This is a genomic window from Aminipila sp. (assembly GCF_032051575.1).
Classification (GTDB): domain Bacteria; phylum Bacillota; class Clostridia; order Peptostreptococcales; family Anaerovoracaceae; genus Aminipila.
Genome location: NZ_DAMBYD010000005.1, coordinates 232,132 through 245,544, shown reverse-complemented (window position 1 = coordinate 245,544; position 13,413 = coordinate 232,132). Strand labels below are relative to the sequence as shown.

General features: G+C 33.1%; 14 protein-coding genes. 9 read left to right on the top strand and 5 right to left on the bottom strand.

The annotated features are described in order from the left end of the window. Nucleotides 1-79: 79 nt before the first annotated feature. Nucleotides 80-1,669, bottom strand: a complete 1,590-nt coding sequence (locus RTW14_RS08750) for a peptide chain release factor 3 (RefSeq protein ID WP_312649574.1) — start codon at nt 1,667-1,669, stop codon at nt 80-82. A gap of 187 nt (nt 1,670-1,856) precedes the next feature. Between RTW14_RS08750 and RTW14_RS08745 the strand changes: the two genes are divergently transcribed. Continuing rightward, a complete protein-coding gene (locus tag RTW14_RS08745) occupies nt 1,857-2,336 on the top strand; it encodes an HD domain-containing protein (RefSeq protein ID WP_312649571.1) in 480 nt (159 codons plus the stop codon). Between the two features lie 160 nt (nt 2,337-2,496). On the opposite strand, the gene RTW14_RS08740 is transcribed toward RTW14_RS08745, so the two are convergent. Beyond that, nucleotides 2,497-3,108, bottom strand: coding sequence for an amidase domain-containing protein (locus tag RTW14_RS08740; protein ID WP_312649568.1), 612 nt, complete (start codon nt 3,106-3,108; stop codon nt 2,497-2,499). Nucleotides 3,109-3,297: 189 nt separating this feature from the next. Here RTW14_RS08740 and RTW14_RS08735 point away from each other — a divergent pair, with 189 nt between their 5' ends. The 6 genes from RTW14_RS08735 (at nt 3,298) to RTW14_RS08710 (ending at nt 7,979) form a co-directional block, all read left to right on the top strand. Beyond that, a complete protein-coding gene (locus tag RTW14_RS08735) occupies nt 3,298-3,489 on the top strand; it encodes a hypothetical protein (protein WP_312649565.1) in 192 nt (63 codons plus the stop codon). Beyond that, the gene (locus RTW14_RS08730) at nt 3,473-4,159 is read left to right on the top strand and encodes a Fic/DOC family protein (protein ID WP_312649562.1); all 687 of its coding nucleotides are present in this window, start codon (nt 3,473-3,475) and stop codon (nt 4,157-4,159) included. Before RTW14_RS08735 ends, RTW14_RS08730 begins: the two co-directional genes overlap by 17 nt. A 177-nt stretch (nt 4,160-4,336) precedes the next feature. Beyond that, nucleotides 4,337-5,167, top strand: a complete 831-nt coding sequence (locus RTW14_RS08725; RefSeq protein WP_331654422.1) for a 4Fe-4S binding protein — start codon at nt 4,337-4,339, stop codon at nt 5,165-5,167. Between the two features lie 33 nt (nt 5,168-5,200). Then, nucleotides 5,201-5,416 carry a hypothetical protein gene (locus RTW14_RS08720; RefSeq protein ID WP_312649560.1) on the top strand — a complete coding sequence of 72 codons (216 nt, stop codon included), beginning with the start codon at nt 5,201-5,203 and terminating at the stop codon, nt 5,414-5,416. A 52-nt stretch (nt 5,417-5,468) separates the two neighbouring features. Beyond that, nucleotides 5,469-6,869, top strand: a complete 1,401-nt coding sequence (locus tag RTW14_RS08715) for an aminopeptidase (protein WP_312649557.1) — start codon at nt 5,469-5,471, stop codon at nt 6,867-6,869. A gap of 33 nt (nt 6,870-6,902) precedes the next feature. Further along, a complete protein-coding gene (locus tag RTW14_RS08710; protein ID WP_312649554.1) occupies nt 6,903-7,979 on the top strand; it encodes a M24 family metallopeptidase in 1,077 nt (358 codons plus the stop codon). 42 nt (nt 7,980-8,021) lie between these two features. Here the strand turns inward: RTW14_RS08710 and RTW14_RS08705 are convergent, their stop codons facing one another. Continuing rightward, nucleotides 8,022-8,411 carry a helix-turn-helix domain-containing protein gene (locus RTW14_RS08705; protein ID WP_312649552.1) on the bottom strand — a complete coding sequence of 130 codons (390 nt, stop codon included), beginning with the start codon at nt 8,409-8,411 and terminating at the stop codon, nt 8,022-8,024. A 495-nt stretch (nt 8,412-8,906) separates the two neighbouring features. Here RTW14_RS08705 and RTW14_RS08700 point away from each other — a divergent pair, with 495 nt between their 5' ends. Continuing rightward, entirely contained in the window at nt 8,907-10,598 is a 1,692-nt protein-coding gene (locus tag RTW14_RS08700; protein WP_312649550.1) for a methyl-accepting chemotaxis protein, read from the top strand. A 75-nt stretch (nt 10,599-10,673) separates the two neighbouring features. Here RTW14_RS08700 and RTW14_RS08695 read toward each other — a convergent pair whose 3' ends face one another. Both RTW14_RS08695 and RTW14_RS08690 read right to left on the bottom strand, forming a co-directional pair. Further along, entirely contained in the window at nt 10,674-11,531 is an 858-nt protein-coding gene (locus RTW14_RS08695) for a GGDEF domain-containing protein (RefSeq protein WP_312649548.1), read from the bottom strand. Nucleotides 11,532-11,632: 101 nt separating this feature from the next. Further along, nucleotides 11,633-12,712 (bottom strand): hypothetical protein, encoded by a 1,080-nt coding sequence (locus RTW14_RS08690; protein WP_312649546.1) that lies wholly within the window; start codon nt 12,710-12,712, stop codon nt 11,633-11,635. A 134-nt stretch (nt 12,713-12,846) separates the two neighbouring features. On the opposite strand from RTW14_RS08690, the gene RTW14_RS08685 reads away from it, so the two are divergent. Next, nucleotides 12,847-13,398, top strand: a complete 552-nt coding sequence (locus tag RTW14_RS08685) for a DUF6648 family protein (protein WP_312649544.1) — start codon at nt 12,847-12,849, stop codon at nt 13,396-13,398. Nucleotides 13,399-13,413: the final 15 nt, after the last annotated feature.

Below are 13,413 nucleotides of genomic sequence, written 5' to 3'. Positions count from 1 at the left end.
AACAATTTAGAAAATAATTTATATATTCACCTAAAAAATCCCATAGCAGCTAATTTGCTATGGGATTTTGATATATTTCTTATTTTAAAGTACTATTTACATTTAAAGCTTCTACCAATTCTATATCTTTATAACGTTCAACAAAGTAGTTTAATGTGAACTGGTTTGCAAACAATACTAGCGGACGTTCAAAGTGGTCAAATACCAGCATACATCTGGAGTCTAAACAGCTCTTAACTGAATTGATATCATTCGTCTTTAACCAGCGGACTACGCTGAAATCTAAGTTTTCCATAAGAATATCTGAATTGTATTCATTCTTTAGACGATACTCAAATACTTCAAATTGAAGTGCGCCTACGGCACCAATAATGATATCATTAAATTGATTATGATAAACTTGAATCGCCCCTTCTTGTGCAAGCTGTTGTACACCTTTTTGAAAATGCTTTGCTTTTAGGGAATTGGTTGGTGTGACCCTAGCAAACAATTCTGGCGGGAAAGTTGGCAGCGGTTCAAAGAATAAAGGTTCTTTTTTAGTGGTTAAGGTGTCTCCAATTTGGTAGGTACCAGTATCATAAATACCAATAACATCACCTGCATATGCAGTATCAATAGTTTCTCTTTCATTTGCCATAAGTTGTGTTGACTGGCTAAGTTTAATAGGTTTTCCAGTTCGAGAAAGATTAACCGTCATACCACGCTCAAAAGTACCGGAGCATATACGAAGAAATGCAATACGATCACGGTGAGCAGGATTCATATTTGCTTGGATCTTAAAAATAAACCCGCTAAATTCCTCTTCTGTTGGGTCAACTACACCTTCTGTTGTTTTTCTTGGTCCGGGAGGAGGTGACATGACTAAGAAGTGGTTTAAAAATGGAGTAACACCAAAATCTGCTAAAGCAGAACCGAAAAATACTGGGGATAATTTTCCATTTTTAATTTGGTCTATATTAAAATCATTACCAGCACCTTCAATTAATTCAATTTCAGAACGAAGATTATTCAGATTATTTAAAGTAAGATATTCTTCTAATTCGGGACCAAATACTCCAGACTCACCAAGCCCTATAGTTTTTCCTATTTTGTAAAGGTAAACAACATTTTCTAACCGGTCGTAAATTCCCTGGAAGTTTTGACCGCATCCAATGGGCCATGTTACTGCCACCGAAGGCATTCCAAGAACTTCTTCCAGTTCTTCCATAGATTCCAGAGGGTCCATTGCTTCACGGTCCATTTTATTAATAAATGTAAAAATTGGAATACCGCGCATACTACAAACTTTAAAAAGTTTCTTTGTCTGAGTTTCTATACCCTTAGCACCATCAATAACCATTACGGCACTATCTACTGAAGTTAAAATTCGGTAGGTATCTTCACCAAAGTCATTATGTCCCGGTGTATCCATAATGGAGATTACTTTCCCTTTATATTCGAACTGCATAACAGATGAAGTTACAGAAATACCACGCTGCTTTTCAATTTCCATCCAGTCAGAGGTTGAAAATTTTGAATTGTGTCGGCCCTTTACAGCACCTGCTTCACGGATTGCACCGCCATGTAGAAGAAGTTTCTCTGTTAATGTAGTTTTACCTGCATCTGGATGTGAGATAATACCAAAGATACGGCGCTTTTGAATTTCTTCAGTTAATTGTTGATTTGCCATGAAATAGCATCCTTTCTATATATTAAATATATTTAAACAAATTTTAAGCGTAAAAAATTGTGCTATAACTATTATTAAGCACAAAAACATAAACTATCATAACATATTTGCAGAAAAAATAACAGATTTTTATTGTATAGTTTTTCATAAAGAGGTACTATTTTGATATGGTAAAGAAGGGATTGTAATGAAAAATAAAGTAGAAAATTTGAATAGAACATTTATATTTGAATCTTGTTTAGAACAGATTGGCTCGCATAAGCATTATGCGGAGCTGAAAGAATATGTCCAACATGGTAATACTTCGGTTTATGAACATAGTGTAAGAGTCGCTTATTGCAGTCTTAGAACTGCTGAATTATTAGGAATTATTTCTCATAAAGAAGAACTAATCCGGGGGGCTTTGTTACACGATTATTTTTTATATGATTGGCATGAAAAAGATAAATCACACAGGCTGCATGGCTTTAAACATCCATATGAGGCTTTAAAAAATGCAGAGAGTGATTTTGAATTAAGCACTAGAGAGAGAAACATCATTGTGCGACATATGTTTCCGTTAGTGCCGATTCCACCCAATTGTATGGAAGGGTGGATAGTTTGTCTTGTAGATAAATATTGTTCATTCATTGAAACGTTTAATTATAGAATACGTAGATCCAGATAGAAATAAGGATTTAAGACATGCAATAGAAGAACTTACAAATCTTTCACCAGAATTTCTAAACGGAACTACGAAAATAACATATAGGAGTATAAATAACAGAAGCTCAGTTATTAAGTAGATATTGAAATTTTTTAATGGACCTATAGTAATAAACAACCCTCTAAAAATATGCCGGAACAAATTTTAACAGTCTTATTTTACAGATCTCTAAAGCGCAATTTGCTTTAAATGCATCTATTAATGGTCTATAGCTGAAATCTGTTGAATGTTGAGCAACAAATACACCATCCATAGAATCAACTATGTTTTGTTTTGTATCGGATACAACTATAGCGGAATGCCCGTATCTTTGGATATCATCATGATAAAATTGTATTACATCACCTTGTTCAACATCAACATCTAATTCGGTCCAATGCTTTCCATTATTGAAACCCTTAGCTCTTGGACCACTACTATTATTGTTTACTACGTAATCCCAAAACTCTTCAACACGTATAAATGGCAATGAGCCAAATTGTTCTAGTGATTTGAAATCTAGACCATACCATAAAGGTGTCTGGCGATACATATTTGCAACTCTGTTTCTTAGAGCTACAATATCTTCAGGTCTTGATAACGAATACCCATCTGTGCCTCCATATCCAGCCCAAACGCATTGGCATATAAAATTCGTACAGTCTTCTGTCATTCGTTTGAAAATTCTATTTTCAAATTTGTTACCAAACTGAATTCCATATTGGCTTGCACTTTTTTTATTATAATCTATCATATCTACCTCCACTATCTCTATTATTAAAAGAATTCTGTATATATATATTCTTCGTATTAGAAATATGTGAGGATAATGTCCATAACAAATAGAAACACTTGGTTTATGGACAGGAGATGTACTAGCTTTTTGTGAGAAATATGGTATAATATTAGTACGTTTAAAAGCATTGTAATGAGGTGAATTATATTGAATAAAACCATTGAAAATAGAATAGAAAGAATCAACGGAACAATGGCCATTGAGGGCTTGCCATTAACAAGTGAGGATAGGCAAAGAATCAGGAAACTTTTAGCAGGTAAACTCTCATATGAGAAAGGAAAAGCTGAAATTATTGCTCAGATAAAATTAAGGAGAGCTCATAATGGACGAAATCTATGATTATAGTTTTCAATATGATGCAAAATATTGTTATCCAAATTCTAACGTACTCCGTAATGCTTTTGACATTGAAGAATTAGAGGAATTACACCGGGCTGAAAGAGAATTAACTGCTTTTGCTATTGCTCATTTTGAATTAGAACCAATCTATGGAAGTTTTGATTTAAAACATCTTCAAAGAATTCATAAAGGGATATTTGGAGATATATATGATTGGGCTGGAGCATTTAGGTCAGTGAATATTTCAAAGGGGACGTTATTTTGTTTGTATCAGAATATAGAGCACTTTGGACAGGATATATTTAATCAGCTGAAAGATGAAAATTATCTTTTGAATTGTGAAGAAGATATTTTTACAGAAAGGCTCGCTTACTATTTTGGTGAAATTAACATGCTGCATCCTTTTCGTGAGGGAAATGGAAGAACACAGCGATTATTTATACAATATTTAGCAGGCATTTGCGGTTATGATGTACATTTTGCAGGCATCTCCCGCCAGGAAATGATAGAAGCCAGTTTCTTAGCTTCTGATTGTGATTATACAATGTTGAAAAGTTGTTTGGATAAAAATATAGAGCGTACCACTGTAGAAGAGCAAATTGAATTTATAAAAACGGTATGTGCAAAAGATATTTGCTCTAATATATTAAATCTAGTTAATAACAAATAAGGTTTATGTTAGAAAATGGATAAAATCAAATCTCAGTTTAATCTGGGATTTTTTATTATTGGGTGCTAACCATTTGATACATAATATATATTCGAAAAAACATTGTTTGATTTATAGAAGTATAATGTTAAAATATAGAAGTAAAATTCTAACAATTATGAATGGTGAGGTAGTACTTTGAGCAGAAAAAAATATGTTATGCCATTTTTCATACTTGTCGTATTTGAGACAATTGCCATAACATTATGGCTTACTTTAGATAATATATTTTTTCTATTTAATTTTACCTATATTGGATCGTGTGTATCAATGGGTTTCTTACTATATCTAAGAAAGGTTAAATATGCAAGAATGATGGTACAATTTACTGTCGGTCTGTATTTACTTTTTTATTTAGGAATTATTTCACATGAAAATATGATGATTGAGGGATTTTGGTATTATCTCTTTTTAGGTGTATTTGAAGCCGCAGTTATTCATTATGCTGTGGCTAAAATATTTGGTCCACTTTTGTTTGGGCGAGGCTGGTGTGGCTATGCTTGTTGGACAGCAATGGTATTAGATCTGCTCCCCTATAAAAGGCCGCAGCAGCCACGGAGAAAGATAGGATTTATAAGGTATATTGCTTTCATTGTATCTTTGATTTTTGTTTTAGTATTGTTTTTGCTAAAAGTCCCCAATATAGAGGGATTGATGTTCTGGAGCTTTATTGTCGGAAATGTTTTCTATTATGCTATAGGTATATTTCTTGCGTTTACTCTTAAGGACAACAGAGCATTTTGCAAGTATATCTGCCCCATAACTATATTTCTTAAGCCTGCAAGCTATTATTCTGTATTAAGAGTAAAAGTCGAAGCAGATAAATGTATTTCTTGTGGGAAGTGTAAAAAAGTATGCCCTATGAATGTAGATATGACAAACAATTCAAGGAAAAGAAAAAACGCAACGGAATGTATCCTTTGTTTTAACTGTGTGGAAGAATGCCCTGTAAAAGCATTACATACATAAAATGAATTATAAGCAACACGAAGGAGGAGATGTATGAATAATTTTAGAACGGAATTTTTTAGATTATATGACAAAAAGACGGCATCAGGAGAGCTGAAATTTAGTGACCTTGGGATATCTAAGGATGATTTTACAAGGTTATGTACAGATTCAGAGTTTATATTAACAGAAGAAAAAATTAAAGATATATGTATAACAATGAAACTGACTCAGGAAGAAATTCAAAAATTATGGGAAGCATATAAGTAATTGATAATACTGATTATTGACCATTTGCTAAATCATAGAATAAGGAGAATTTATGAATTATAATAAAAGTATTAATGAAAAAAAGAACTTAAAAAAATATGGCTGGCAGGGCACAGATGATAGGCAGAAATCTCAGATAATGAGCTTCTCAGAGGATTATATGGATTTTCTTAATCGTGCGAAAACTGAAAGAGAGTCTGTAAACGAAATTATCCAATTAGCAAAAAATGCAGGCTTTGTGGAGCTTTCTGAAAAGGAAACTCTTACTCAGGGAGATAAAGTTTATAGCGTAAATAGGGGGAAATCAATTTGTCTTGCAGTCTTAGGTTCTGAGCCTTTAGTAAATGGATTTAATGCTGTGGGAGCACACATTGATGCACCAAGGCTGGACTTAAAACAGAATCCTCTATATGAGGATGGAGGTTTGGCTCTTTTTAAAACCCATTATTATGGTGGATTAAAAAAGTACCAATGGACCACTATTCCTCTTGCACTTCATGGGGTTGTGGCTAAAACAGATGGCACTATAGTAGATATCAATATAGGAGAAGGCGATGAAGACCCAATTTTTCTTATTACAGATTTACTACCTCATTTAGCGGGTAAACAGAATGCTAAAAAATTATCTGATGGCATTATAGCAGAGAACTTGAATATTGTAGTAGGTTCTATGCCTGATGATTGTGCAGAAGAAGAACACATTAAATCAAATGTCATAGCTATTCTAAAGGAAAAATATGATATAGAAGAGGAAGATTTTAGAAGTGCGGAGATCGAAGCTGTGCCAGCAGCAAAAGCAAGGTCGCTTGGATTCGATAAAAGTATGGTTGCTGCTTATGGGCAAGATGACAGAGTTTGCGCTTATACAGGGTTAAAAGCTATCCTAGACATGAATCCAACAAATAAAACTGCTGTTGGAATTTTTGCAGATAAAGAAGAAATTGGAAGTATGGGCAATACAGGGATGCATTCAAAGAATTTCGAATTATTTTTAATGGATATACTTGAAAAAACAGGTGTTGTACATCCATATGCAATGCAAAGAATGTTATCGGCTTCAAGAGCTCTTTCAGCAGATGTTACAGCCGCTTATGATCCTACTTATGCTGAAGTTATGGAAAAAAATAATGCTTCAATTATAGGCAAAGGTTTAACCATTAAAAAATATACAGGAGCCAGAGGTAAATCAGGAGCATCTGACGCAAATGCCGAATTTGTAGGATTTGTAAGAGGTATTTTTAAGAGGGCTAATGTTTGCTATCAGTCTTCTGAAATGGGTAAGGTTGATGAAGGGGGCGGCGGTACAATTGCTTACATACTTGCGGACAGGGGCATGGAAGTTTTGGACTGTGGTGTTCCAATCCACTCAATGCACTCACCATATGAATCTGCAAGTAAGTATGATATATATATGGCATACCTTGGATATAAGGCGTTTTTGGAAAGCAAATAAAGCAACTTATTGTATAATTGGAGGGTATCAATTATGGAAGAAAGAATAAAAAAAAGAAGTACTAAGGTTATAGAAAGTTTTAAAAAATATGGGATAGATGCGTTGTTAATAACTAAGGAAGCGGATATTCATTATATAACAGGAATTCCAGGAGAAGATTGTATTGTTTTAATTACTGCAAATAAAAGCTATATAATTACTGATTTTCGTTATCTTGAGGCAGTATCTGTATTAAAACCTGATTTTGAAGTAGTTATTACAAAACAAGGGTATGAATGGATTGATTTTATAAAGGAGATGAAGCTGGATAAAATAGGAGTTCAGGATGAACATCTAACGTTAAGTGGATATAATGATTTATGCTCAGTTTTTATGAGAGAAAATATTATTCCTGCAACGGGGTTAATAGAGTCCATTCGCCTAATTAAAGATGAAGTGGAAATTGAATTAATTAAAAAGGCAGAAACTATTGGAGATTTGGCTTTTAATCATATTTTGGGATTTTTAGGGGCAGGTATTTCTGAAAAGAGAGTCGCACTTGAAATTGAACACGCAATGAAATTAAATGGGGCAGACGGTTTTTCTTTTAGTACGATTTGTGTATCAGGAGTAAATTCTTCAAGACCACATGGTATTCCTAGCGATAAAATTTTACAAAAGGGTGACTTTTTAACCATGGACTTTGGCTGCATTTATAATGGATATTGTAGTGATATGACACGTACAGTTGCAATAGGCCATGCTACAGACGAAATGATTCATGTATATAATACGGTTTTAGAAGCACAGCTTCATGCATGTGAGAACCTAAAGGCTGGTATGCATGTAAAAGAAGGAGATTATCTTGCTCGAAAGATTATAGAAGACGCAGGTTTTGGCGAGTATTTTGGCCATGGTTTAGGGCATGGTGTTGGTCTGGAAATACATGAAGACCCATTTTTAAGTTTTAGAGGACAGCATGTTTTGGAAGAAAATATGACAGTCACAATTGAACCAGGCATTTATCTTCCAGGGAAATTTGGTGTTAGAATTGAAGACTTGGCTATTGTTACTAAGAATGGTATAAATAATATGACCCAGTCAGCGAAAGAATTGATTATTATTAAATAGTACTAGTCCCCCAGAGATTTGGATTTTTAAATTTACTCATTTTTAATCCACATCTTTTGGGGGGCTTAGAATTGAATTGTCTTTAAGCTTACCTTCTTGCAATTCAAGCAGCATTTCGGCTCTTTCGATTAATGCTGCTTGATTGCGACAGTCAAGGGTATTATATAATTTACAAAGTTTCATTAAATCATTAGTTAAGGTATTTGGATTATTATTTTGTTTTGATTCAGGGAGTCCTAAAAGCTTATCAATTGAGATATTTAATTTTTTGCATATCAATAATAGCGTATCAAAATCGGGTTCTCTGTTGCTATTTTCATAATTACGATATGTTGTAACATTAATTCCTAATTCTTCCGCAAAGGCCTTTTGAGTAAAATTTGCATTCTCTCTAAAAGTTCTTAGATTTTCTTTAAACAGATTTTGTTTCACATTTTCCTCCATCATTTTTTTAGTTATCAGGTTCTTCTATTTTAGAGTATATTTCCCATTTATTTGCAAGAAAACACAAAAAGAATTATTTTTGCTGACTCACATTGACAAATAACACAAAATGACTTATTATTAATCCATAAGACAACACAAAATGAATTTGTCATAAAGGCAACTGAACTTTAAAAACTGAATATTTCATACTAAAATATTAGCTCTCTCTTAGCAATATTAAGATTGTAGAACAAGTTGCATTTTTTTGGTTGATAGTAATATTATATAATAATAAGGGATTTCTTGTACTATTAGGTGCTTTGCAACCAATAAATCGAAATTATAATATAAAAGTGCAGGTTACTGCACTTTATTTTTTTAGAAAATTCAAGCAGTGTGAAATATTCAATAAAATGAATAATTCACATTATTTTTATTATCGTGGATGTTGGAAGGAAAAACGGATACATTTTAAATGAACTAACAAAAGGAGAAAATGCCATGTTAAAAAATTTGAAGATTAGTAAAAAACTATTTGTTCTTGTACTCAGTTTATTGATTTGTCTGACAGTTGTTGGAGGGTCATCTATTGTATTGATGAAACAAATAAATGGTGCCAGTACCGAGATTAGCAAAAATTGGCTGCCTTCTGTTATAGTTGCAGAAGAATTAAATACTAGTACTTCTGATTATAGAAGATATGAAATAAATCATATAGTATCTCAAGATGATGCCACGATGAAGGATTACGAAGATAAACTTACCAGTAAACAAAAAGAAATTGATAAAAAATTTAACGCATATGAACCTTTAGTTACAAATGATACGGATAGAAAATTGATGGATGATGCAAAAACTGCATGGCAAAAATATTTAACTCTCAGTAACAAAACAATCGAGTTTAGTAAAAAAAATCAGACAGAACAAGCTTTAAGCATTCTTAGGGGGGACTCTAAAGAATTATTCGATGAAGTATCTAGTACATGTATGGAAATAGTTAATTTTAACAAGTCCGGTGCAGAAAAAGCCAGCAACTATGGAGATTCTTTATTTAATTTTTCTATTATTACCATAACAATAATTTTAGTGATTGCGATAATAATATCCATATTATTATCTGCATACATAGTTAAGTTAATAGTAAAACCAATTAATGAAATAAATATTGCTGCAAAACAAATTGTTGAAGGAAACTTTGAATCATCAGTTACATACGATTCTAATGATGAAGTAGGCATGATGGCTAAAGAATTTTCATTGATGAGTTTAAACTTGAAGAGCATGATTGAAGATATTAAATACCTTCTTGGATCAATGGCTTTAGGCAATTTCACTGTGACTTCTAATTGTACAAATCTTTATACTGGGGGGTATGAAGATATTTTAAGAGCCATGAGAAACCTAAAAGAAAACCTTAGTGATACTCTAATTCAAATAGACTCTGCAGCCAGCCAAGTGGAAAATGGGTCAGATCAGGTTTCCTGTGGTGCGCAAGCATTGTCACAAGGGTCAGTGGAACAGGCATCTTCAGTAGAAGAATTATCTGCAACAATTAATGAAGCTTTAGTATATATAAAAGCTAATGCAAAGAATGCACAGGAAGCGAATCAATTAGTAGTACATTCAGGAAATGGTGTTAGTGAAAGTAATAAGTCCATGCAGGAAATGATTACTGCAATGGATGAGCTTGAAAACAGTTCAAATGAGATTGAAAAGATTATAAAGACCATTGAAGATATCGCTTTTCAAACAAACATTTTAGCTTTAAATGCAGCGGTTGAAGCTGCAAGAGCAGGAAATGCGGGAAAAGGATTTGCTGTAGTAGCTGATGAAGTGAGGAATCTTGCCCAAAAATCAGCAGATGCGGCCAATACTACAACTAAACATATTGAAAGCGTATTGGTTGCGATTAAAAACAGTACACGAATAGCAAATGATACAGCGGCTTCTCTTGAAGCAGTTGTCCAGGATACAGGGGTAATTGCTGATCAGATTCAGGATATAGCGAGTGCTTCGGAACAGCAAGCGGATGCCATGTCTCAAATAACGATTGGTATTGATCAGATTTCAAGTGTTGTGCAGACGAATTCTGCTACAGCAGAGGAAAGTGCTGCTGCATCTGAAGAACTGAACGGTCAGGCTCATATATTAAAAGATTTGATTAATAAATTCCAATTAGAAAATAATAAATAGGATTAAAAGGTTATCCAAGTTTTGTGTAGACGACTTCCTGGTTGATGTAAAAAATATACATCAACCAGGAGTTTTTTATAGGTTAAATTGAAACTTATCTGGTGTTAAATATTTCTGTCTTTTGTTCTTATACATCTCTCTGTCAGCAACTTGGAATGTTTCTGAGAGGTCTTCCAAACCATTATTAACACTATAGCCAATAGAAATAGATAATGATCGTAAAGGTTCTGCTGAAGAATTATAATTAGATAATTGGTTTTCAATACGTGATAAAATATTTAAAGCACCTATTTCTCCACAGGATTGAGCAATAATACCAAATTCATCACCACCCAGACGCGCCAAAATGTCTCCGTGCCTTAAACTGTTATGTAAAACAGTACTAGTTCCAATGATATGTTCATCACCAGCGGTATGACCAAATTTATCATTAATATTCTTAAGCCCATCTATATCAATGACAACAATAGCCACTGGATAATTCAACTCTGATTCAAGTGTTGAATTAAAAAAAGATTTGTTATAAAGTTTTGTCATTGTATCATGAGTACTATCATAACACAGCGTTGTAATTTGTGTTTGGTAACTCAATTCTACTTTCCATTTCTGATTTAAAATAATTGAAATCACTAGGATAATAACAGAACGAGATATAATAATATATGTAATTGCTATGCCAAAGACAAATGCGAGCATAATGTGGTAGAGGGATAAACTTATACCAATAATTGTTGTTCGCTTTGGCATCCAAAGGGTGGACATAGCGATAGGAATATAAAATAGATGGCTATATAGTTGGTCAGTACCAAAGAAAAATGGCACAAATCCTGAAAAAATAACTGTAACCACAATAGCAGCTATTACATACATTTTTTTATTACAATTAAATTTTAGCTTAGACCTTAATTCCTTTATTGAAAATTTATGTAACATAGCATTTACTCCCTAAATTCTAGGTTATAACTTGAATTAATTGAAAAGGCACCCAAAGGTGCCTTTTTATTTTGCATATTCTGTTTTTATAAGTAAAATTCTTATCTTCTACCCTGACTGCGATTTGATCTATTTGGTCTGCATTGACTATTGAAATCATTACAGCTATAATCGTCACAGCAATCATTACAGCAGTTGTCATCACAACAATTATTATTGCTGCGTCCGCAACAAGGGTCACATGCACATTCATCCTCTTCTGGGCTGACTTCGCCGCAGTTTTCAAGTGTATCACTTTCCTTAATCTGGTTAGGGAAAAGTGAAGGGAATGTAGAACATACTGCATTTACCTGAGGACTAATCTGTGCGAAACCAGTTGAAAGAACACAAAGCTGAACTGGGACTACAATTTTCTTTTCACAGGTTATGCAGATAGCTATGATAAGATTTGCAGTAACCTCACCATTCTGCCCAATTGTTAAATCTCTGCCGTAGTTGTTTGTTGCAAGTCTTGTTTCGCATGCAGTGTTACAAAATTCAGTAAATCTAGGGAGAAAAGCTGTGTCAAATGTAGATGGCATACAGATTTCAAAAAAGTTTGTAAGTACTAGTGGCTGAGCATTTGTTGCAATATTTACATCTGCACAAATTGTAAATACTACTTCGTTATTGTTTCTATCGAATAACAATAAGTCAATAAATATTTGAACATTTCCTGTCACTGCTATGCTTTGAGTACCAAAAATTGGTGTTCCCATGCATTTATCATCGCATTCGCTTGTATCTGCATATAATATTTTTTCTGAGAAAGTTCCGTCAGGTCCTACTACCTCGATAGTGTCGCCCTGACCATTACGTAAAAAGGTAGCGCCGGATATAGTTGTATTAAGATTTAGTTTTAAATTCTTTGGATCGTCTATGTTACTTGGGTTGAAGAACCTCTTACAGCGTATGTCTAATACTCTTGCTACTCTGTGGCCTCTTGGAATATTTGGTGTAAAATGCTGATTCTGAATTGTTTTCATTCCTTGAAGATTAAATAACACTGCATCATATACTTTTTGAACATATAATGGCTCAGTTACTAAATCATTAATATTACCGCTAAACTCACAAAGAGTATTTGCGTTGCAGCAATTCTGATAGAGGTCCGGCGATACTCTGTTGCCGAAACAACTCATATATTTCCCTCCTTCATGTGGCATGATAGTCTTTATGAGTTAGTATATGAAAGTTAGAAATAGTGTGTTACTGTAATTTGCATTTTAGAGTTTTTTCATATATAATAATAGATTATGGATTAGGAGAGAATAGGATGGCAGTTGGGATAAAAAAAACAACTTTTGACGAATTTTTTGATAACAGGGATGCTTTAATTTATAAATATCAGAAAGGCGACTTAACCAAAAAAGAGTTTATAGAAGAACATTATTATTTTATTACACGTTTAAATTTAAAGCCTTTTCAAAGAATAGACTCCTTTGAAAAAGGAATATATAATTACCAATATTACAATGCGGTAGCAAAATACAATACACTAAGGGTCAGGGATAAAAAATTAATTGAAAAACACCCTGATGTGGTTCGAGAAATAGAAAATAAAATAAAATATAATTATCATAAAAAAGATGAATCAGTTATAAAACTGCTAAGATATCTGGATTATGAGAACGTAGAAGCTTATTACATTAAATCAAAATCCGAATATCTAAATAATAAATTAATAGAAATAGTCCTTTGGGATTACGACGATGTAATACTACACACCATAAATACAGGGATAGTGGAAGAATTAAAACGAGAAGGTGTATTTGAAGATATACGTAAACGCTCAAAAATAGACAACTATGTCAATAAAAAATATTAGAAACTACGGAGATAA

Excerpts from the sequence above, each read along its gene's own strand:
- RTW14_RS08720 (WP_312649560.1), top strand. The coding sequence starts at position 5,201 with ATGAATAATTTTAGAACGGAATTTTTTAGATTATATGACAAAAAGACG.
- RTW14_RS08715 (WP_312649557.1), top strand. The coding sequence starts at position 5,469 with ATGAATTATAATAAAAGTATTAATGAAAAAAAGAACTTAAAAAAATAT.
- RTW14_RS08685 (WP_312649544.1), top strand. The coding sequence starts at position 12,847 with ATGGCAGTTGGGATAAAAAAAACAACTTTTGACGAATTTTTTGATAAC.
- RTW14_RS08700 (WP_312649550.1), top strand. The coding sequence starts at position 8,907 with ATGTTAAAAAATTTGAAGATTAGTAAAAAACTATTTGTTCTTGTACTC.
- RTW14_RS08745 (WP_312649571.1), top strand. The coding sequence starts at position 1,857 with ATGAAAAATAAAGTAGAAAATTTGAATAGAACATTTATATTTGAATCT.
- RTW14_RS08695 (WP_312649548.1), bottom strand. The coding sequence starts at position 11,531 with ATGTTACATAAATTTTCAATAAAGGAATTAAGGTCTAAGCTAAAATTT.
- RTW14_RS08690 (WP_312649546.1), bottom strand. The coding sequence starts at position 12,712 with ATGAGTTGTTTCGGCAACAGAGTATCGCCGGACCTCTATCAGAATTGC.
- RTW14_RS08710 (WP_312649554.1), top strand. The coding sequence starts at position 6,903 with ATGGAAGAAAGAATAAAAAAAAGAAGTACTAAGGTTATAGAAAGTTTT.
- RTW14_RS08750 (WP_312649574.1), bottom strand. The coding sequence starts at position 1,669 with ATGGCAAATCAACAATTAACTGAAGAAATTCAAAAGCGCCGTATCTTT.
- RTW14_RS08740 (WP_312649568.1), bottom strand. The coding sequence starts at position 3,108 with ATGATAGATTATAATAAAAAAAGTGCAAGCCAATATGGAATTCAGTTT.
- RTW14_RS08730 (WP_312649562.1), top strand. The coding sequence starts at position 3,473 with ATGGACGAAATCTATGATTATAGTTTTCAATATGATGCAAAATATTGT.